The following is a 20,582-nucleotide window of genomic DNA, read 5'->3' as shown; positions in this document are numbered from 1 at the left end:
TCACAGGGGAGAAAATCGTGTCCGCATCCCATTTCACCCGCTCCGTGCTTCTCGGCCTGGGGCTTTCGACGGCGCTGGCGACCGCCGCGCTCGCCCAGGAAAAGGTCCTGCGCATCGGCATGACAGCGGCGGACATTCCCCGCACCCATGGCCAGCCCGATCAGGGCTTCGAGGGCAACCGCTTCACCGGCATCCCGATGTACGACGCCCTGACGCATTGGGATCTGTCATCGGCCGACAAGGCGAGCGTCGTCATCCCCGGCCTCGCCACCGAATGGGCGGTCGATGCCGCCGACAAGACCAAATGGACCTTCAAGCTGCGCCCCGGCGTCAAGTTCCAGGACGGCTCGGCCTTCGATGCGGCTGCCGTCGTGTGGAACGTCGAGAAGGTCCTGAACAAGGAAGCCGCCCATTTCGCGCCCGATCAGATCGGCGTCACCGTCTCGCGCATGCCGACGCTGAAGAGCGCCAAGGTGATCGACCCGCTGACCGTCGAATTGACCACGACCGAGCCGGACGCCTTCCTGCCGATCAACCTCACCAACCTCTTCATCGTCTCGCCGACGCACTGGGTCGCCAAGCTCGCCGCCGTCCCGGCATCCGTCACGGACCCGGCCGAACGCGCAAAGCAGGCCTGGTCGGCATTCGCCGCCGATCCGTCGGGCACCGGCCCGTTCAAGGGCACCCGCCTCGTCCCGCGCGAACGCTTCGAGATGGTCGCCAACAAGGCCTATTGGGACCCCAAGCGCGTGCCCAAGGTCGATCGGGTCGTGCTGCTACCGCTGCCGGAGGCCAATGCCCGCACCGCGGCGCTGCTGTCCAACCAGGTCGACTGGATCGAGTCGCCTTCACCGGACGCCGTTCCGCAGATCAAGCAGCGCGGCTTCACCGTCTATACGAACGCCCAGCCACATGTCTGGCCCTGGCAACTCTCCTTCGTCGAGGGCTCGCCATGGACCGACATCAAGGTCCGCCAGGCCGCCAATCTCTGCGTCAACCGCGAGGAGCTGAAGACGCTGCTTGGCGGGCTGATGGAAATCCCGAAGGGCACCGTGCCGCCCGGCCATCCCTGGTGGGGCAATCCGAAATTCGACATCAAGTATGATCTCGCTGCGGCGAAGAAGCTGATGACGGATGCCGGCTATTCGGCCGCCAAGCCGGCCAAGGTGAAGGTGCTGACTTCGGCCTCGGGCTCGGGCCAGATGCAGCCCTTGCCGATGAACGAGTTCATGCAGCAGGCGCTGAAGGAGTGCTTCTTCGACGTCGCGCTCGAGGTCGGCGAATGGAACGCCGTCTTCACCAACTGGCGCGAGGGCGCCAAGCACGCCAATGCCCGCGGCGCCAACGCCACCAACGTGACCTATGCGGCGATGGACCCGTTCTTCGCCATGGTGCGCTTCGTCTCGACCAAGACGTTCCCGCCGGTGTCGAATAATTGGGGCTATTTCGGCAATGACGAGTTCGACAAGCTGATCGCCGACGCCCGCACCAGCTTCGACGGCACGGCCCGCGACGCGGCGCTCGCCAAGCTGCACGCCCGCATCGTCGAGGAAGCGCCCTTCGTCTGGGTCGCCCATGACGTCGGCCCGCGCGCGATGAGCGCGAAGGTCAAGGGCGTGGTCCAGCCGAAGAGCTGGTTCATCGACCTTGCGCCGATGTCGATGGAGTAACCCGCCCGGTTCGCATCACCCGCACCGTCATCCTGGACGCAGCGAAGCGGAACTCCGGAATCCATCGTCGCGTGCGACGCCCTTCGATGGATTCCGGATCGGCGTCGCTTCGCGACTTGTCCGGGGTGACGCTCCGGATGTGATGAAGCCGAGCGCTGGCACAGCCCTTGCGAAGTCTCGAACTCATCCAATTCGGAGTAGCCCGATGATCCGCACCGCCCTCGCTTTCACGCTTGCCGCCGGCGTTTCTCTCTTCGCAGCCTCGGCGCAGGCCCAAGGCACGCTGCGCATCGGCATGACGGCCTCCGACATTCCGCTGACCACCGGCCAGACCGACCAGGGCGGCGAGGGCATGCGCTTCATGGGCTATACGGTCTATGACGCGCTGATCAACTGGGACCTCAGCAAGGCCGACAAGGCGTCCGACCTGACGCCGGGCCTCGCCACGAGCTGGGCGGTCGATGCCGCCGACAAGAACAAATGGACATTCGTCCTGCGCGAGGGGGTGAAGTTCCATGACGGCTCGGAATTCACCGCCGATGCCGTGGTCTGGAACCTCGACAAGCTCCTGAAGAACGACGCGCCGCAGTTCGACCAGCGCCAGGCGGCGCAAGGCCGTTCGCGCATCCCGGCGGTCGCCTCCTACAAGGTCGTCGACAAGTACAAGGTCGAGATCACCACCAAGGCGCCGGACGCGACGCTGCCCTACCAGATCGCCTGGGTCATGATGTCATCGCCGGCGCAGTGGGAGAAGGTCGGCAAGAGCTGGGAGGCCTTCGCCAAGACGCCGTCCGGCACCGGCCCCTGGCAGCTCACTGCCTTCCAGCCGCGCGAGCGCGCCGAGCTTTCGCCGTTCCCCGGTTACTGGGACAAGGCGCGCGTGCCGAAGCTCGACAAGCTGGTGCTGCTGCCGTTGCCGGAGGCCAATGCCCGTGCCGCCGCGCTCAGGGCAGGGCAGGTCGACTGGATCGAGGCGCCGTCGCCCGACCTGATCCCCTCGCTGAAGACCGCCGGCTTCCAGATCATCACCAATGCCTATCCGCACAACTGGACCTGGCATCTCTCGCGCGCCGAGGGCTCGCCCTGGAACGACATCCGCGTGCGCAAGGCCGCGAACCTGGCCGTCGACCGGCAGGGCCTCAAGGAACTGCTCGGCGGCATGATGATCCCGGCCGAGGGCTTCTATCCGCCCGGCCACCAGTGGTTCGGCAACCCGAAGTTCAAGCTCAAGCTCGATCAGGCCGAGGCCAAGAAGCTGCTCGCCGAAGCCGGCTATTCGACCGCCAAGCCGGTGACGACCAAGATCCTGATCGCGCCGTCGGGCTCGGGCCAGATGCAGCCGCTGCCGATGAACGAGTTCGTCCAGCAGAACCTCGCAGAGGTCGGCATCAAGATCGATTTCGAGGTCGTCGAGTGGAACACGCTGATCAACATCTGGCGTGCCGGCGCCAATCATGAATCGTCGCGCAAGGCGACGGGCATGAACTACACCTACTTCATCCAGGACCCCTTCACCGGCTTTGTCCGCCACCTGCAATGCAACCTCGTGCCGCCGGCCGGCACGAACTGGGGCATGTATTGCGATCCGGAGATGGATAAGCTCTTCGACCAGATTCGCACGACGTTCGACGCGGCCGAGCAGACCAAGGTGCTGCAGAAGGTGCATGAGAAATATGTCGACGAGGCGCTGTTCCTGATGGTGACGCACGACGTCAACCCACGCGCCCTCAGCCCCAAGGTGAAGGGCTTCGTTCAGGCGCAGAACTGGTTCCAGGACTTCTCGCCGATCACGATGGCGAAGTGAGGTTGTCCTTGGCTCGGCAGCTCGTCCCAACCACTGCGCGTCATCCCGGGCGACCGAAGGTCGTCCCGGGATCCACCGCGGGGCTCGTCGCCCTACGATGGATCCCGGCGCTCCGCTTCGCTACGGCCGGGATGGCGGTCGAGGTCGAGACGACGGTTGAGACAGCAGCATGCTGAGCTACCTCGCCAAACGCATCCTCTACGTCTTGCCGGTCGCCTTCGGCGTCAGCCTGTTCTGCTTCCTGCTGGTGCATATCGCGCCCGGGGATCCGCTGACCTCGGTCCTGCCGCCGGATGCGTCGCAGGCGATGCAGGATGAGCTGCGCAAGATCTACGGCTTCGACCGGCCCTTGCCGGTGCAGTTCGGGCTGTGGCTGTGGAACGCGGTGCAGGGCAATCTCGGCACCTCGATCGCGACCGGGCGCCCCGTCGCGGGCGAGGTTTGGCGCGCGGTCGGCAACACCTTGCTGATCGCCGGGCTCGCAACGGTGATCGGCTTTCTGTTCGGCTGCTTCTTCGGCTTCGTCGCGGGCTATTTCCGCGGCTCCTTCCTCGACAAGTCCGCCTCGATGCTCGCGGTGCTCGGCGTCTCGGTGCCGCATTACTGGCTCGGCATGGTGATGGTGATCGTGTTCTCCGTGCAGCTCGGCTGGCTGCCGCCGGGCGGGGCGGGGCCGGGCGGTTCGGCCGCTTGGAAGTGGGATTGGGAGCATGTCAGCTACATGATCCTGCCGGCGATCACGATGTCGGTGATCCCGATGGGCATCATCGCCCGCACGGTGCGCGCCCTCGTCGCCGATATCCTCAACCAGGAGTTCGTGCCGGCGCTGCGGGCGAAGGGGCTGATGGATTTCGGCGTGTTCCGCCACGTCGTGAAGAATGCCGCGCCGACGGCGCTGGCGGTGATGGGCCTGCAGCTCGGCTATCTGCTCGGCGGCTCGATCCTGATCGAGACGGTGTTCTCATGGCCCGGTACCGGCTTCCTGCTCGGCAACGCCATCTTCCAGCGCGACCTGCCGCTGCTCCAGGGCACGATCCTGGTGCTGGCGATGTTCTTCGTCGGGCTGAACGTGCTCGTCGACATCCTTCAGGGCCTGCTCGACCCTCGCGTCAGGAGGCGCTGAGATGACTGCGATCACCGAAGGCGCAGCTCCCGCCATCGTGCCGCCGCTGGCCAAGTCGCCGGGCTACTGGTCCGGCGTCTGGCGCCGCTTCAAGACCGACAAGGTCGCGGTCGGCGCCGGCATCGTCGTGCTGGCGATCATCCTGATGGCGATCTTCGCCGACTACATCGCGCCGGCCGACCCGACCCGCTCCTCGATGCTGCGGCGGCTGCGCCCGATCGGCACGCCGGGCTATCCGCTCGGCGCCGACGAACTCGGCCGCGACATGCTCTCGCGGCTGATCTTCGGCGCACGCCTCTCGCTCTTCATGGGCGTGGTACCGGTCTTCATCGCCTTCGTCATCGGCTCGGTGATCGGCGTCGCCGCGGGCTTTTTCGGCGGCCGGTTCAACACCGTCGTGATGCGCACGGTCGACGTCTTCTATGCCTTCCCGTCGGTGCTGCTGGCGATCGCGCTGTCGGGCGCCCTCGGGGCGGGCATCACCAACTCGCTGATCTCCCTGACCATCGTCTTCATCCCGCCGATCGCGCGCATTGCCGAGAGCGTGACGACGCAGGTGCGCGGCATGGACTATGTCGAGGCCGCGCGCGCCTCTGGCGCGGGCTCGGGCACGATCATCCGGGTGCATGTGCTCGGCAATGTGCTCGGACCGATCTTCGTCTATGCGACGAGCCTGATCTCGGTCTCTATGATCCTGGCCTCGGGCCTGTCCTTCCTCGGGCTCGGCACCAAGCCACCGACGCCCGAATGGGGGCTGATGCTCAACACCCTGCGCACCGCGATCTATGTGCAGCCCTGGGTGGCGGCGCTGCCGGGCGTGGCGATCTTCATCACCTCGATCTCGTTCAACCTGCTCTCCGACGGCTTGCGCTCGGCGATGGACGTGAAGGGCTGACCATGGCGCAAGAAGCCCATTACCAGACCACTCCCGATCGCGGTGGCCCGGGCACGCCGCTGCTGCAGGCGCAAACGCTGACCAAGCATTTCCCGCTCGGCGGCGGCGCCGTGGTGCGCGCCGTGGACGGCGTCGATTTCGAGGTGATGAAGGGCGAGACGCTCGGCGTCGTCGGCGAATCCGGCTGCGGCAAGTCGACGACGGCGCGCGTGGTCATGCAGCTCATCCCGCAGGACAAGGGCGAACTGCTCTTCGACGGTGAGGCTGTCGGCAGCTCGGCGCTCAGCCTGAAGGAGTATCGCCGCCAGGCGCAGATGGTCTTCCAGGATTCATATGCCTCGCTCAATCCGCGCCTGACCATCGAGGATTCGGTCGCCTTCGGGCCGACCGTGCATGGCGTCTCCAAGGCCGCCGCTATCCTGAAGGCACGCGACCTGCTCCAGCGTGTCGGCCTCGACCCGGCCCGCTTCGCGGCCCGCTATCCGCATGAGCTCTCCGGCGGCCAGCGCCAGCGCGTCAACATCGCCCGGGCACTGGCCTTGGGCCCGCGCCTGGTCATCCTCGACGAGGCGGTCTCGGCGCTCGACAAATCTGTCGAGGCGCAGGTCCTGAACCTTCTCGCCGATCTGCGCGAGGAGTTCGGGCTGACCTACATCTTCATCTCGCACGACCTGAACGTCGTCCGCTTCATCAGCGACCGCGTCATGGTGATGTATCTCGGCGAGGTGGTGGAGATCGGCCCGGTCGAGGAACTCTACGACGATCCGCGCCATCCCTACACGAACGCGCTGCTGTCGGCGATGCCGTCGATGGACCCGGACAACCGGACGATGGAAGCGCCGCTCGCCGGGGACCCGCCGAACCCGATCAACCCGCCCGAAGGCTGCCGCTTCCACCCGCGCTGCCCGCATGCCCAGACCGTCTGCTCCAAGGTCAAGCCGGCTCTGGTCGCGACCGGCACGGAGGAGGGCGGTCGCCGCGTCGCCTGCCATATGGAGATCGCCGGCTCCGGTCACAGCCGCGCCCCGAGCCTGGAGGCCGCCGCATGAGCAAGCCTCTCGTCGCCATCGAGAACCTCACCGTACGCTTTCGCGGCGCCCAGACCGTGCATGCCGTCAACGGAGTCTCGCTGACGCTGGAGCCCGGCCAGGTGCTCGGCATCCTCGGCGAATCCGGATCGGGCAAGAGCGTCACGCTGAAGACACTGCTGCGCCTGCTGCCGGAGAGCCGCACCGATATCGGCGGCAGCGTCCGCGTCGACGGCAAGGATGTGCTCGCGCTCGGCGCGCAGGAGCTCTCCGCCTATCGCGGCGCCGTCACCTCGATGATCTTCCAGGATCCCGCCCTGGCCCTCGACCCGGTCTATACTGTGGGCGAGCAGATCGCCGAGGCGATCATCCGGCACGAGAAGCTGTCGAAGAAGGAAGCGATGGCGCGCGCGCTCGAGTTGCTCGAACTCGTCCGCATCCCGTCGCCGGCGCGCCGGCTCAAGGCCTATCCGCACGAAATGTCCGGTGGCATGCGCCAGCGCGCCATGATCGCGCTCGCGCTCGCCGCCCGGCCGAAGCTGCTGCTCGCCGACGAGCCGACCACGGCGCTCGACGCGACCGTGCAGATCCAGATCCTGCTGCTGCTACGCCAACTCCAGCGCGACCTCGGCATGGGCATGCTCTTCGTCACCCATGACATCGGCGTCGCGGTGGAGGTCTCGGACCGGCTGGCGGTGATGTATGCCGGCCAGATTGTCGAGACCGGCACGGTCCGCGAATTGCTGCGCGAGCCGCGGCACCCCTACACCAGGGGTCTGCTCGCGGCGAACCTGCACGGGGCGAAGAAGGGCGAGCGCCTGGAGGCTATCCCGGGTGCGCCGCCGGCCCTGAACGAGCCGCCATCCTCCTGCTCCTTCGCTCCGCGCTGCCGCTTCGCGCAGGACCGCTGCCGCGCGGCCCTGCCACCGGCCATCCAGCTCGGCGAGGGCAGGGTCGTCCGATGCATCCTCGCGGACGAGGCGCTCACGGCAGCGGCCTGAGCGGACGACAGCCATTCCCTCCGCCGGACCGAACCGCTATCAGCGGGACGACGATACGCAGCGACCCTGCTGCGCCAACCCGACGGAGCACATCATGGATCTCGGCCTTCACGACAAGCGCGCGCTGGTGCTGGGCGCGAGCCGGGGTCTCGGCGCGGAGATCGCCCGCACGCTGGCGGCAGAGGGCGCCTCGGTCATCGCCGCAGCGCGCAATGTCGCCGCGACCGATGCCTGGGCTTCGCAGCTGCCCGAAGATGTGCGTGGGCGCATCTTCTCGTCCAGCCTCGACCTCTCCGATCTGGCATCGGTGAACTCCCTCGTCGCGACTCTGAAGGAGGCTGGTGGCGTCGATATCCTGATCGGCAATTCCGGCGGTCCGCCGCCGGCCGAGGCGCGCGAGGCCGGCCGTGACGACTGGCTCAAGCATTTCGAGGCGATGGCCGCGAATCTGTTCCATCTCGCTCAGGGCCTGCTGCCGGGCATGGTCGAGCGTGGCTTCGGCCGCATCGTCACGATCGCTTCCTCGGGCGTGGAGCAGCCGATTCCGCGGCTCGCCTTGTCCAACGGCATCCGCTCGGCGGTCGTTGGCTGGTCGAAGACGCTCGCCGCAGAAGTCGCCGGGCAGGGGGTGACCGTCAATGTCGTGCTGCCGGGCCGCATCCACACCGAGCGCGTCAACCAGCTCGACAAGGCCGCCGCCGACCGCGCCGGAACCACGCCCGAACTCGCCGCGGCGGCCTCGCGATCGACGATTCCGGCCGGGCGCTACGGCACGCCGCAGGAATTCGCCGACGTCGTCACTTTCCTCGCCAGCAAGCGTGCGAGCTATGTCACCGGTGCGAAGATCCGCATCGACGGCGGCGCGACGCGCGGAATCTGAGGGGCGAAGCGCTCGGGCGGGATATCGAGAGCGCCGGCCAGCTTCCTGCTGACCGGCGTTAGCGCGGCCGAGCGGCTCAGGCCGCCTGCGAATAGGTCGTGCCGGACGCGTTCGAGGCGCCGAGCTGGTAGGTCGAGCCATAGGCCTGCGACGCGCCCATGGATGGTGGCGGGCCAGGCGGAGGACCGGGCGGCGGGCCGCGCTTTTCGAGGGCCTGCTGGAACGAGCTCTGCTCCTCCTTGGTGACCGAGCCGTCCTTGTCGGAATCGATCGCCTCGAACAGCTTGCTCAGTAGGTCGTTCGAGGATTGTGTTCCAGACGAGAGCGCCGAAAGGAACTCGTCCTGGGCGATGCTGCCGTCGGAGTTGGCGTCGAGCTGGGCGAAGATGTCGGTCTCGGCATCGCTCTCGTCGGATTCGGCAACCTGGCTGGTGCCTTCGGTCTGTAACCCGAACAGGAAGGACTGCAATTGCTGCTGGGCCTTCTCGGCCTTGGCCTTGAAGGCGTCCTGCTCCTCCTTGGTAACCGAGCCGTCGCTGTCGGAATCGATTGCCTTGAACAGCTCCTCGCTCTTGGCACTGTCGGCCCCCTTGGGGGCGCCGGACTTGAATTCCTCAAGGCTGAGCGTGCCGCTGGTGTCGCTGTCTAGCGTCTCGAAGCTCGGCGGTTTTGGCGGAGGCGGACGGAACCCGCCGCCGACGCCACTGATACTGGACATGAATCGTCTCCATCGCGTCGCCGCCGGATGGCGGCGCGAGGAGTTTCGGCCTCAAGTCCATGCCCAAAGGCTAAGGCGGAGTCGCCGCCAGGGCATTTTTGGTAACGGCAGGTTTCATGTTTCAGCGATGGAAACAGACGGAAACATAATCGCCCGCCGGTCGGCGCCCGCTCAGGCGATGACCGCCGTCGCCTCGATCTCGACCATCGCCTCGGGCTCGACGAGCGAGACGACCTGCACCACCGCCATGGCCGGGAAATGCCGGCCCAGCGCCTCGCGGTAGACCGGGCCCATTTCCTTCAGGCTGGCTCGATAGGCTTCGATATCGGTGACATACCAGGTCAGCCGCACGATATCCTCGATCCGCCCGCCGCCGGCCTCGACCACGGCCTTGATGTTCTCAAGTGTCTGCCGGAGTTGAGGCAGGAAGCCCTTGGCGAAGACGCCGTTCGTGTCCCAGCCGACAAGGCCGCCGGTGACCAGCACGCGGCCTTCCGCCACCATGCCGTTGGCATAGCCGCGCGGAACCGGCCAGCCTTCGGGCAGGATGGCGCGGGACAGGGTTTCACTCGACATGGGCGTCGCCTCGCTTCGGGGCCGTTCCGGCTCGTCTGATGCTTGAGAAGGGTTCAGGCCTCGCCTTGCGCCATCTGGCGCAGGGTGAAGCGCTGGAGCTTGCCGCTGGCGGTCTTCGGCAACGCCGATACGAACTCCACGGCACGGGGATATTTGTAGGGCGCGATAGCCGCCTTCACATGCTCCTGCAAGGCCTTGGCCAGCGCCTCGCTGCCGGCGATGCCCTCGCGCAGCACGACATAGGCTTTCACGATATTGCCGCGCTCGGGGCAGGGCGCGGCGACGACACCGCATTCGACCACGTCCGGATGGGTCAGCAGCGCGGCTTCGACCTCGGGCCCGGCAATGTTGTAGCCGGAGGAGACGATCATGTCGTCGGAGCGGGCCTGGTACCAGAAATAGCCGTCCTGATCCCGGATGTAGGTATCGCCCGTGATGTTCCAGCCCTTCTGCGCGTAGCGCGCCTGGCGCTCGTCCGCGAGATAGCGGCAGCCGGTGGGGCCGCGCACGGCGAGCCGCCCCGGCGTACCGTCCGGAGCGTCGTTGCCATCCGCATCGACGATCTTCGCCTCATAGCCCGGAACCGGGAGCCCGGTGGAGCCCGGCCGGATCGCCTCGCGCGGCGCGCCGATGAAGATGTGCAGCATCTCGGTGGCGCCGATGCCGTCCATCAGCGCGATGCCCGTCCTGCCCTGCCAGGCGTCGAAGACCGGCTTCGGCAAGGTCTCCCCGGCCGAGACGCAGATCCGCAATGAGGCGATGTCGCGCCCCTCCAGCTTATCGAGCATGGCGCGATAGGCCGTCGGCGCCGTGAACACGACGCTGACCTTGTGGCGCTCGATCGCGTCTACGAGGTCGGCCGGACCGGCCTTGTCAGGCAGCACCATCGCCGCACCGATCCGCATCGGGAACAGCACGAGCCCGCCCAGCCCGAAGGTGAACGCGAGCGGCGGCGAGCCGGTGAAGCGGTCGTCGGCCGAAGCCTTCAGCACCCGCGCGCCATAGCAGTCGCAGATCGCCAGCATGTCCTGGTGGAAATGCATCGTGCCCTTGGGCTCGCCGGTGGTGCCGGAGGTGAAGGCGATCAGGCAGACGTCGTCACGAGCGGTGTCGGCAGCCTCGAAATGCTCGTAGCCGGGTTGCCCCATCAGCTGTTCGAGCTCGCTTTCGCTGCTGCCGAAGCCGATGATGCGCGCGAGGCCGGGCGCCTGTGCCTTGGCATTCTCGAGGTCGGCCGTGAGGCGGTGGTCGCAGAGTGCGAGCGCGATCTCCGCCTTGCGCAGCGGATAGGCGAGCTCGCCGGCCCGCAGCATCGGCATCGTCGCGACCGCGATGCCACCGGCCTTGATGACGGCGAGATAGGACGCGACCATCATCGGCGTGTTTCCAGCGCGCAGCAGCACGCGGCTCCCGCTCGCCATGCCGAGGTCGCGCGTCAGCACATTGGCGATGCGGTTCACCATCCGGGCCAGCTCGCCGTAGCTCCACTGCAACCCCGAGGCGATCACCGCGATGCGCTCGCCGCGCCCTTCCGCCAGATGCCGGTCGAGCAGTTCCACGACACAGTTGAGGCGCTCGGGATAGGCGAGCCCTGCTTCGTCCAGTCTCAGATCGGGCCAGCTTTCGCGCGGCGGCAGGTTGTCGCGCGCGAAGCTGTCTTCATGCCCCGATCTCGCGAATTCGGTTGCTGTCATTGCGTTCCCCTGCCTTTGCGGCATGTGTCTTGAGCAGGTCGCGCGCGATCACGACCTTCTGCACTTCGCTGGCGCCCTCGTAGATCCGAAGCGCCCTGATCTCCCGGTAGAGTTCCTCCACCTTGACGCCCTTGGTGACGCCGAGCCCGCCATGGATCTGGACGGCCCGGTCGATCACGGTTTGAGCGTTCTCTGTCGCGATAAGCTTGGCGAGCGCGGCCTCGCGCGTGACGCGTGGCGCGCCACGGTCCTTGGTCCAGGCGGCGCGATAGACCAGGAGCGCGGCGGCATCGACCTCGGCCGCGCTGTCGGCGATCGCCGCCTGCGAAAGCTGGAGATCGCCGAGGGTGCCGCCGAAGATCTTGCGGGAGCTGGCGTGCGCGAGCGTCTCGTGAAGCGCCCTCCGCGCGAAGCCCAGCGCCGCCGCCCCCACGGTCGAGCGGAAGATGTCGAGCGTCGCCATCGCCACCTTGAAGCCCTCGCCCGGGCCGCCGATCCGGTTCTCAATCGGCACGCGGCAGGCCTCGAAGCGCAGGGTCGCGAGCGGGTGGGGGGCGATCACGTCGATCCGCTCGGTGACGCTCAGGCCGGGCGTATCGGCCTCGACGAGGAAGGCTGACAATCCACGCGCGCCCGGCGCCTCGCCCGTGCGGGCAAAGACGACATAGTGGTCGGCGATGCCGCCATTCGAGATCCAGCTCTTCTCGCCGTCGATCCTGACATAGCCGTTGCCGTCCGGCACGGCGGTCGTCGCCATGGCGGCGACATCCGAACCCGCTTCCTTTTCCGAGAGTGCGAAGGCCGCGATCCGGATGCCTTCGCAGACGCCCGGAAGAATCCGCGCCTTCATGGCCTCGGAGCCCGCGAGCGTGATCGCGCCGGTGCCTAGCCCCTGCATCGCGAAGGCGAAATCGGCCAGCCCGTCGCGGCTGCCGAGGATCTCGCGTGCGAGGCAGAGCGTGCGGACATCGAGCGCCGGGCTCAAGCCGCCATAGGCCTCAGGCACAGCCGCACGCAGGAAGCCGCCTTCGCCCAACGCTGCGACGCGCGCGCGGCAGGCGGCATCGACATCATCATGTGGCAGGCCGGGCAGGGTGGCATCCGCCCAGGCCGACAGCTCTCTCGCGAAGCGGCGGTGGCGGTCCTCGAAGAACGGCCAGTCCAGCGTGTCGCCGAGCATGGCCGTTCCGAGCCCTTCGCTGCCCTGCGCGCCCATCTCAATTGCCCTCGAAGGCCGGCTTCTGCTTGGCGGCGAAGGCGTGGTAGGCGCGGGCGAAATCCTCGGTCTGCATGCACAGGGCCTGCGCCACGGCTTCTGCCTCAATGGCGCTCTCGACCGACATCGCCCATTCCATCTCGAGCATGCGCTTGGTCATCGCATTGGCGAAGGTCGGCCCGTCCGCCAGTTCGACGGCAAGAGCCTGCGCCTCGGCCAGCACCGCATCCTTGGCGACGAGACGGTTCAGGAAGCCCCAGCGCTCCGCCTCCTCGCCGCGCAGGACGCGGCCGGTATAGAGCAGCTCCGCCGCGCGGCCCTGGCCGATGATACGCGGCAGCATCGCGCAGGCGCCCATGTCGCAGCCGGCCAGCCCGACGCGGTTGAACAGGAAAGCGACCTTGGTTTCGGCCGTCCCCAGCCGCATGTCGGAGGCCATCGCCATGATGGCTCCGGCGCCGGCACAGATGCCGTCGATCGCCGCGATCACCGGCTGCGGGCAGCCCCGGATCGCCTTGACCAGATCGCCCGTCATCCGGGTGAATGCGAGCAGGTCCTTGGTCTCCATCTCGACCAGCGGCCCGATGATCTCGAAGACGTCGCCGCCTGAGGAAAAATTGCCGCCGGCGCCCGTCAGCACGATTGCCTTGACGTCCTCGTCCTTCTGCGCGGCGAAGAAGAAGTCCGTGAGTTCGCGGTAGCTTGCGAAGGTCAGCGGATTCTTTTTCTCAGGTCGGTTCAGCGTCACGGTCGCCACCTTGCCGGTGACCGAAAGCTCGAAATGGGCCGGTGCGAACGCCGCCAGCGGCAGGGTCGTGTTATTGGCGTGGGTCGTCATCAGGCCTCTCCCTTGTCGGCCTGGTTCTTGCCGGCCTCGTTCCTTGTCGCCTCGCTCTTGCCAGCCTCCAGCGCCCGCGCCGCGATGGCACGGTGCAGCGACGTCTTCGTCTGCCCGAGCAGGCGGAACAGTTGCGCGATCTCGGGCTGGTCGAGCCCGGCGAAGAGCTCGGCGATCCAGCCCTCATGCCGCTCTGCCATGGCCTTGAAGGCCTTGCGCCCCTGCGCCGTCAGGGTCAGCACCTGCACGCGTCGGTCCTGCGTCGCGGCGCGCTTGTCGACGAGCCCGTCCGCAAGCAGGCCGGCCACGACCGCCGTGACATTGCCGTTCGAGACCATCAGCCGCTGCGAGACCTCGCCGACGGTCATGCCGGTGCTCGACTTGTCGAGCTGAGCCATGAGGTCGAAGCGCGGCAGCGTCGTCTTGAACTCCTCGCGCAGCCGGTTGCGGATCTCGGTCTCGATCAAGGTCGAGCAGGTCAGCATCCGCAGCCAGAGCCGCAGTTCGTCCTTATGATCGCCGGGGCGTTCGCTGGCCTTGGTCTCGCGATCGAGCATCAGGCCCGGGACGGTCGTCTCCATGGCGTCAGAACTCCCCGCCATTGATCAGCAGCGACTGGCCCGTCACCGAGGCGCTGCCCGGCCCGCAGAGATAGAGCACGGCAGCGGCGACCTCCTCTGGCGCGATCAGCCGCCCCTGCGGATTGGCCTTGACCATCTCGGCCAGGGCCTGCTCGCGGGTCGCGCCGGTCTTGGCGACGATGGTGTCGATGCCTCCCGCCACCATGTCGGTGTCGGCATAGCCCGGACAGATCGCATTGACCGTGACGCCGGAGCGCGCGGTCTCCAGAGCCAGCGACTTTACCAGCCCGAGCACGGCATGCTTGGCCGCGACATAGGCCGAGACATAAGGATAGCCGCGATGCGCGGCGGTCGAGGCGATGGCGATCAGCCGGCCCTGACCGCGCTCGATCATGCAGGGCAGGACGCCATGGAACAGGTTCACGGTGCCGATCAGGTTGATCTCGCTCAGCCGGCGAAAACGTTCGGCAGGGCTGCGCAGGAAGGGGCCCGTCTCGACGGCGCCGGCATTGGCGATCGCGATGTCGATGGCTTGCGTCCCGGCCAGCCGCGCGAGGGCTGCAGCCATCCCAGTCTCGTCGGCAACGTCGCAGGCTGCATAGGCGTCGGCGTCGCCCGACTCGCACGCCGCGGCCAGCGCGGCCTCGCCGCGTCCCATGATCGAGACATAGGCGCCCTGGCGTCGGAGCGCAGCCGCGATGGCACGGCCGATGCCGCGTCCTCCACCGCTCACCACTGCGTGCCGCCCTGTCAGGAACATCCGATCCGCCTCCAGATGGGAGCAATCTATTTTAGGTCTAAAGGAATTTGCAAGGGCTCCGCGCCATCCGCCCGAATTTCAGGGAGATTGCTTCATTGTGCCTTGCCAAACGCAGGATATTAGGGCGGGCGCGGCGATCGGATTGATCCGGATCAAGGTCTGTCTTCTGCCGCTTGAGCCTAAATTATTTTAGGCCTAAAATAATTTCGCAATCGGTTCTCGGGAGGAGCATCATGCGTATCGCGGTCGTCGGCGGCGGGCCCGCCGGACTCTATTTCGCGCTCCTGATGAAGCGCGACTGGCCGGAACTCGACATCACCGTCTTCGAGCGCAACCAGGCGGACGACACCTTCGGCTTCGGGGTCGTCTTCTCCGACCAGACGCTCGACATCTTCAAGGCGGCCGACGAGGCCAGCTACGCCGCAATCCGCGACAATTTCGCATACTGGGACGATATCGAGGTCCATTTCAAGGACAGCGTCCACCGCGTCTCCGGCAACGGATTCTGCGGCTGCTCGCGCCGTTCGCTGCTGCTGCTGGTGCAGGCGAGGGCGCGCGAGCTCGGCGTGGAGCTGCGCTTCGGCGAGGAGGCCGCCGATGTCGAGGCGCTGAAAGCGGAGTATGACCTCGTCGTCGGCGCCGACGGCATCAACAGCCGCATCCGCGAAGGCTGGCGCGATCGCTTCCAGCCGGAGGTCGACCTGCGGCCGAACAAGTTCACCTGGATGGGCTCGACCCGGCCTTTCGACGCCTTCACCTTCTTCTTCAGGCAGACGCAGCACGGCGTCTTCATCGCCCATTGCTATCAATACGAAGCCGGCCGCTCGACCTGGGTGCTGGAGACCGATCCCGAGACCTTCGCCAGGGCAGGGCTCGACGAGATGGACGAGGCGCAATCCGCCGCCTTCCTCGAAGGCGTCTTCGCCGAGGAGCTGCAAGGTCACAGGCTGATCACCAACCGCTCGCTCTGGCGCAACTTCCCGATGATCCGCTGCCGCAACTGGGTCGTCGAAAACGTCGTGTTGCTCGGCGACGCCAAGGCGACCGCGCATTTCTCGATCGGCTCGGGCACCAAGCTCGCCATGGAGGACGCGATTGGACTGCATCGCTCCTTCCACAAGGCCGGCCTGAAGGTGGGCGAGGCGCTGTCACTGTTCGAGCGCACGCGTCGCGAGGAGGTCGAGAAGACGCAGCATGCCGCCGACGTCTCGCTGGTCTGGTTCGAGCAGCTCGGTCGCTTCTGGGATTTCGATCCGCTGCGCTTCGCTTTCGGCCTGATGACGCGATCCAAGGCGATCACCTATGACAATCTGGCCCTGCGCGCGCCCGCGATGGTCGAGGCGGTCGACGAAATGGTTGCCGGAGAGCTCGGACCGCTCGCCCGCCGCGGCAAGGACGGCACGCCCGTGCCGCCGGCCTTCCAGCCGATGATGCTGCGCGAGATGCGGATCGAGAACCGCATGGTGGTCTCGCCGATGTGTCAGTATTCGGCTGAAGCCGGCATGCCGGGCGACTGGCACCTGATGCATTACGGTTCGCGTGCCATTGGCGGCCCCGGCCTGCTCTTCACGGAGATGACCTGCGTCGCCGAGGATGCCCGCATCACCCCGGGTTGCGCCGGGCTCTATAGCGACGAGCAGGAGGCCGCCTGGGCCCGCATCGTCGATTTCGTCCATGCGAACTCGGCGACGAAGATCTGCCTCCAGCTCGGCCATGCCGGGCGGAAGGGCGCGACGAAACTGATGTGGGAAGGCATGGACCGCCCGCTTGCGGAGGGCGCCTGGCCGATCGTCTCGGCCTCGCCGCTTCCCTACTATCCGGAGAGTCAGATTCCGCGCGAGATGACCCGCGCCGACATGGACCGCGTCACGGCGGAGTTCGTCGCCGCTGCCGAGCGCGGCATTCGTGCCGGCTTCGACATGCTGGAGCTGCACTGCGCCCATGGCTACCTGCTGGCGAGCTTCCTCTCTCCGCTGACCAATCGCCGCACGGACGAGTATGGCGGGTCGGTCGAGAACCGGCTGCGCTATCCGCTCGAGGTCTTTCGCGCGCTGCGCGAAGTCTGGCCGCGCGAGAGGCCGATGTCGGTCCGGATCTCGGCGACCGACTGGGCCGAGGGGGGCTTGTCGGCCGAGGATTCGGTCGCGATCGCCGAGGCTTTCGCTGCGGAGGGGTGCGATCTCGTCGATGTTTCGACCGGCCAGACCGTGCGGGAATCGCGGCCTGTCTATGGCCGCATGTTCCAGACGCCGTTTTCCGATCAGATCCGCAACGAGGCCGGCATCGCGACGATGTGCGTCGGCAACATCACCAGCGCCGATCAGGCCAACACGATCGTCGCCTCGGGCCGGGCCGATCTCGTCGCGCTCGGGCGGCCGCATCTGGCGGACCCGTCCTTCGTGCTGCGGGCTGCGGCCTGGTACGGCGTCGATCTGATGCAGCCGGTGCAGTACCAGCCCGGCAAGGACCAGCTCATGCGCAACACGCCGCGCGAGCGTCAGGATCTCGAGGAGCTGAAGCTCAAGGCCAAGCCCAGCCGCCACGCGCTCACGGCCTGAGAAGTCGGCTTCGGCTCTCTCGGCGGCGGAACATCACGCGCCGGGGAGGGTTCCCTAATTGGAGAGCTCGCACGTCGCGCGGGCCGCACAAGGGGAAATCCGATGCTTCGCTCGCTGCCGGGCCTGGCGCTCGCCGCCACGCTGTCTTCGCTCGCTTTCGCCGCCTCGGCGCAGGCGCCGTCGTCGACAACCACGCCGCCGGACAAGCCCGCGGAAGCGCAGGCGAGCGGCGGGTTGGGGCCCAAGACCACCGATCCGGCGCAGATCGACAAGGGCCAGAACATGATCCTGCCCTCGGCGGGCCGCTCGGAGGAGTCGGCCGCGCCGACGATGGTGTTCGACTGCAAGGCCAAGCCGCAGGACTGCACGACGCCCGCCCACCCGTCCGACAAGACGAGCGCGCCGGCACCCTCCGCGCCACCTGCGGTTCCGAAGCCCTGAGCCCGCCCTAGCGCCGGCGCCGGCGTGTCGATAATTGCGTTTCTGCAATGACGACATTGTCGCATCGGCCGTTTCATTGCTTCGAAAGCGCGCTATCTCTGTCTGCAACAGCCGCGCCTCCCGGCCGGCGTCCAGATTGAGGGCCACGATCATGAAGCTCACAGGCATCCATCACGTCACGGCAATTTCCGCCGATGCGCCGGGCAACCGCCGCTTCTATGCCGATACGCTCGGTATGCGGCTCGTCAAGAAGACGGTGAACCAGGACGACACCTCGGCCTATCACCTCTTCTACGCTGATGGTGCCGGTTCGCCGGGCAGTGATCTGACCTTCTTCGACTGGCCGGCGGCTCCGGCTCGCCGTGGCACGCATTCGATCAGCCGCACCTCGCTGCGCGTTGCCGACGAGGCCTCGCTGGAGTGGTGGCGCGCTCGTCTGGCGGAGGCGGGCGTCAGCGCCTCACCGATCCGCCAGATCAATGGCCGCGCGGCCGTCGATTTCGAGGATCCGGAGGGCCAGCGCCTGACCCTGATCGCGGATGGCGGAGAGATCCCCTTCGTGGTCTGGGAGAAGAGCCCCGTCCCGGCCGAGCATCAGATCCGGGGCCTCGGTCCGGTGACGATCTCGGTGCCGAAGCTCGATCGCACGGAGGTCGTTCTGACCCAGCTTCTCGGCCTGGAGCGGGTCGGCAGCTATCGCGATGCGGGTCACGCCACGGGCGAGATCCACGTCTTCAAGATCGGCGAGGGCGGTCCCGCTGCCGAGCTTCATGTCGCGGTCGAGCCCGACCTGCCGCAGGCGCGCGAAGGTGCCGGCGGCGTGCATCACCTCGCGCTGCGCACGCCGACCTTCGCCGATTACGACGCCTGGGCTCAGCGCCTGCGCGCCGCCGGTTACCCCAATAGCGGGCCGGTCGATCGCTTCTATTTCCGCTCGCTCTATCTGCGCGAGCCGAACGGGATCCTGATCGAGATCGCGACCGACGAGCCCGGCTTCGCCACCGACGAGCCGGCCGAGACGATGGGCGAAGCCCTGTCGCTGCCGCCCTTCCTGGAGGGCAAGCGGGCCCAGATCGAAGCAGGCCTGAAGCCGCTCTAGGGCGACGGCCGACCGACCGTTCTGGCCGGTCAGCAGACATGAAGCGGCACGGCGGGTCGGGAAACCGACACCGCCGCGCCTTTTTATTGCCTTCGATACAGGCGATTCACCCAGCCTTAACCACGCTGGCTTCTACTCGAATCCGGCATGCTTGCCGGCCCCGTGTCTGCCGAGAGCGGGTGTGTGTTGCGTCGAGTTGAAAGTTAGCGAGATGTCGGGACAGGGCTACAGGCTGCGCCATGCGCGGCGCACCCGCTACCGGGTCGGCCACAACGTCTTTCTCCAGATCGCTGCCATCGTCGTCGCCTGCGGCGTCGGCTATGTCGCGCTCGAGCCTGGCCCCGATGCGCAGATCCCGGTCCGTGCCACGCCGCAACGCGACGTTGCGACGACCGGATCGCTGCCTTCGTCATCAACGGTTTATGGTGATTTCCTGAAGCCGGGTCTCACACTCGGCTCGGCGCCGGGTTCCTTCAGCGGCCATCATCCGCTGCAGGCTGGCCTGCAGCGCCTCGACATGCCCGAGCGTGTCCTGCAGGCCCTGGCTTCGGCGACGCCCGTGCCGGCTCGGGAGCCTCAGCCCGCTCTCGCCGCTGTCCAGCCCGCGCAGCCGATCGTCGTGGCGCCTGTCGCGGTTCCCCCAGTCGAGCCGCCCGCGACCGCGCCGCAGGCCACCTCGATCATCGCCAAGGACGTGCCGCTGCCGATGCGGCGGCCGAACGATCTGAAGCTGCCCGGGTCGGCGGAGTCGCCGGCGATCGCGCTGCGCCAGCCGACGCGCCGCTCGAAGGTCGCCGCTGCGCCGGTTGCGCCGGCGGAGGACAATCGCTCCTTCTTCCAAAAGCTCTTCGGCGCGCCGCAGCAGCCCAATGGCCCGGCCATGGCCTATGCGGCGCCCGAGGACGATGTCGTCGATCGGTCTCGCGGCCGGCGCCTCAGCCCGTCCTTCGGTCCGGCCGTCAGCACGGCCGCGGGAACCGCGATCTACGACATCAGCGCCAAGGTCGTGCACATGCCCAACGGCGAGAAGCTGGAGGCTCATTCCGGCCTCGGCGACAAGATGGACGACCCGCGCTACGTCCATGTCCGCATGCATGGCGCGACACCGCCCCACACCTACACGCTGACCGAGCGCGAGGCGCTGTTCCACGGCCATCGTGCCCTGCGGATGCATCCGGTCGGCGGCAGCGGCGCGATCTATGGCCGCGCCGGCCTGCTGACACACCCTTATCTGCTCGGCCCCAACGGCGACTCGAACGGTTGCGTTTCCTTCAAGGATTACAACCGCTTCCTGCAGGCCTATCTGCGGGGAGAGGTGAAACGCCTGGTCGTCGTGGCCAGCCTGAACTGAGGTCGTCGCTCGGAAGGCCGGCCCCGCTCGATCGCGCTATTGCGGCTTGGCCATTTCGAGGCAGGTCAGAACCTGCACATAGCTCGGCGCACCGACGAGGCCGGCGGATTCGACACAGCGATTGCGGGCGCCGGCTGGATAGCTCTCCCAGCGGCCGGCCAATGTGGTCTGCGCCTTGCTTTCGTCCTCCCGGCAGGCTTGCTGCGGCCGGGGAATGCCGCTGTTCTGGGCCGTCAGCCCGGCGCAGGACTTTTCGATGTCGAAGCGGGGCGGGCCCTCTGCGACGAAGGTCAGGAGCCCGGCATGCAGTGCAATCGAGATCAGGCCTGCGTTCACCATGGCGTCGTCT

Annotated in this window: 19 protein-coding genes; 11 read left to right on the top strand and 8 right to left on the bottom strand. The window is 67.3% G+C overall.

Features of this window, described 5'->3' with window-relative positions; all coding sequences use genetic code 11:
• The first annotated feature begins 14 nt into the window (after nucleotides 1–14).
• The 7 genes from VGN82_RS14990 to VGN82_RS14960 all read left to right on the top strand — a co-directional run bounded on the left by VGN82_RS14990 (nucleotide 15) and on the right by VGN82_RS14960 (nucleotide 8,401).
• Nucleotides 15–1,670 (top strand): ABC transporter substrate-binding protein, encoded by a 1,656-nt coding sequence (locus tag VGN82_RS14990; RefSeq protein WP_414644300.1) that lies wholly within the window; start codon nucleotides 15–17, stop codon nucleotides 1,668–1,670.
• Nucleotides 1,671–1,875: 205 nt separating this feature from the next.
• Nucleotides 1,876–3,474 (top strand): ABC transporter substrate-binding protein, encoded by a 1,599-nt coding sequence (locus VGN82_RS14985; RefSeq protein WP_327527815.1) that lies wholly within the window; start codon nucleotides 1,876–1,878, stop codon nucleotides 3,472–3,474.
• A 169-nt stretch (nucleotides 3,475–3,643) separates the two neighbouring features.
• Nucleotides 3,644–4,597 carry an ABC transporter permease gene (locus tag VGN82_RS14980; RefSeq protein WP_327527814.1) on the top strand — a complete coding sequence of 318 codons (954 nt, stop codon included), beginning with the start codon at nucleotides 3,644–3,646 and terminating at the stop codon, nucleotides 4,595–4,597.
• 1 nt (nucleotide 4,598) lies between these two features.
• A complete protein-coding gene (locus VGN82_RS14975) occupies nucleotides 4,599–5,492 on the top strand; it encodes an ABC transporter permease (protein WP_327527813.1) in 894 nt (297 codons plus the stop codon).
• Nucleotides 5,493–5,494: 2 nt separating this feature from the next.
• Nucleotides 5,495–6,541 carry an ABC transporter ATP-binding protein gene (locus tag VGN82_RS14970; RefSeq protein ID WP_327527812.1) on the top strand — a complete coding sequence of 349 codons (1,047 nt, stop codon included), beginning with the start codon at nucleotides 5,495–5,497 and terminating at the stop codon, nucleotides 6,539–6,541.
• Nucleotides 6,538–7,521 (top strand): ABC transporter ATP-binding protein, encoded by a 984-nt coding sequence (locus tag VGN82_RS14965; RefSeq protein ID WP_327527811.1) that lies wholly within the window; start codon nucleotides 6,538–6,540, stop codon nucleotides 7,519–7,521. The genes VGN82_RS14970 and VGN82_RS14965 overlap by 4 nt, the downstream gene beginning before the upstream one ends.
• Nucleotides 7,522–7,615: 94 nt before the next feature.
• The gene (locus VGN82_RS14960) at nucleotides 7,616–8,401 is read left to right on the top strand and encodes an SDR family oxidoreductase (protein ID WP_327527810.1); all 786 of its coding nucleotides are present in this window, start codon (nucleotides 7,616–7,618) and stop codon (nucleotides 8,399–8,401) included.
• Between the two features lie 76 nt (nucleotides 8,402–8,477).
• Here VGN82_RS14960 and VGN82_RS14955 read toward each other — a convergent pair whose 3' ends face one another.
• From VGN82_RS14955 to VGN82_RS14925, 7 genes are all read right to left on the bottom strand, one after another.
• Nucleotides 8,478–9,119 (bottom strand): EF-hand domain-containing protein, encoded by a 642-nt coding sequence (locus VGN82_RS14955; RefSeq protein ID WP_327527809.1) that lies wholly within the window; start codon nucleotides 9,117–9,119, stop codon nucleotides 8,478–8,480.
• Between the two features lie 171 nt (nucleotides 9,120–9,290).
• Entirely contained in the window at nucleotides 9,291–9,695 is a 405-nt protein-coding gene (locus VGN82_RS14950; protein WP_327527808.1) for a RidA family protein, read from the bottom strand.
• A gap of 53 nt (nucleotides 9,696–9,748) precedes the next feature.
• A complete protein-coding gene (locus VGN82_RS14945) occupies nucleotides 9,749–11,389 on the bottom strand; it encodes a benzoate-CoA ligase family protein (RefSeq protein ID WP_327527807.1) in 1,641 nt (546 codons plus the stop codon).
• Nucleotides 11,355–12,605, bottom strand: a complete 1,251-nt coding sequence (locus tag VGN82_RS14940) for an acyl-CoA dehydrogenase family protein (RefSeq protein WP_327527806.1) — start codon at nucleotides 12,603–12,605, stop codon at nucleotides 11,355–11,357. Before VGN82_RS14940 ends, VGN82_RS14945 begins: the two co-directional genes overlap by 35 nt.
• A gap of 1 nt (nucleotide 12,606) precedes the next feature.
• On the bottom strand, nucleotides 12,607–13,443 hold the full coding sequence (locus tag VGN82_RS14935) for an enoyl-CoA hydratase family protein (RefSeq protein WP_327527805.1): 837 nt from the start codon (nucleotides 13,441–13,443) through the stop codon (nucleotides 12,607–12,609).
• Nucleotides 13,443–14,024, bottom strand: coding sequence for a MarR family winged helix-turn-helix transcriptional regulator (locus tag VGN82_RS14930; RefSeq protein ID WP_327527804.1), 582 nt, complete (start codon nucleotides 14,022–14,024; stop codon nucleotides 13,443–13,445). The genes VGN82_RS14935 and VGN82_RS14930 overlap by 1 nt, the downstream gene beginning before the upstream one ends.
• Nucleotides 14,025–14,028: 4 nt before the next feature.
• A complete protein-coding gene (locus VGN82_RS14925) occupies nucleotides 14,029–14,784 on the bottom strand; it encodes an SDR family NAD(P)-dependent oxidoreductase (RefSeq protein ID WP_327527803.1) in 756 nt (251 codons plus the stop codon).
• A 233-nt stretch (nucleotides 14,785–15,017) separates the two neighbouring features.
• Here VGN82_RS14925 and VGN82_RS14920 point away from each other — a divergent pair, with 233 nt between their 5' ends.
• The 4 genes from VGN82_RS14920 (at nucleotide 15,018) to VGN82_RS14905 (ending at nucleotide 20,233) form a co-directional block, all read left to right on the top strand.
• Nucleotides 15,018–17,342 carry a bifunctional salicylyl-CoA 5-hydroxylase/oxidoreductase gene (locus VGN82_RS14920; RefSeq protein ID WP_327527802.1) on the top strand — a complete coding sequence of 775 codons (2,325 nt, stop codon included), beginning with the start codon at nucleotides 15,018–15,020 and terminating at the stop codon, nucleotides 17,340–17,342.
• Between the two features lie 102 nt (nucleotides 17,343–17,444).
• Nucleotides 17,445–17,783 carry a hypothetical protein gene (locus tag VGN82_RS14915; RefSeq protein ID WP_327527801.1) on the top strand — a complete coding sequence of 113 codons (339 nt, stop codon included), beginning with the start codon at nucleotides 17,445–17,447 and terminating at the stop codon, nucleotides 17,781–17,783.
• Between the two features lie 151 nt (nucleotides 17,784–17,934).
• Complete coding sequence (locus VGN82_RS14910) at nucleotides 17,935–18,882, top strand: ring-cleaving dioxygenase (protein ID WP_327527800.1); 948 nt, start codon at nucleotides 17,935–17,937, stop codon at nucleotides 18,880–18,882.
• A gap of 211 nt (nucleotides 18,883–19,093) precedes the next feature.
• Nucleotides 19,094–20,233 (top strand): DUF2778 domain-containing protein, encoded by a 1,140-nt coding sequence (locus tag VGN82_RS14905; RefSeq protein WP_327527799.1) that lies wholly within the window; start codon nucleotides 19,094–19,096, stop codon nucleotides 20,231–20,233.
• Nucleotides 20,234–20,269: 36 nt separating this feature from the next.
• On the opposite strand, the gene VGN82_RS14900 is transcribed toward VGN82_RS14905, so the two are convergent.
• A complete protein-coding gene (locus VGN82_RS14900) occupies nucleotides 20,270–20,572 on the bottom strand; it encodes a hypothetical protein (protein WP_327527798.1) in 303 nt (100 codons plus the stop codon).
• Nucleotides 20,573–20,582 lie beyond the last annotated feature (10 nt).

Origin of the sequence: Allobosea sp. (assembly GCF_035999205.1) — a bacterium.
Taxonomy (GTDB): Bacteria; Pseudomonadota; Alphaproteobacteria; order Rhizobiales; family Beijerinckiaceae; genus Allobosea.
The sequence above is the reverse complement of the archived record's forward strand: the minus strand, read 5'-3'. Positions and strand labels throughout refer to the sequence as shown.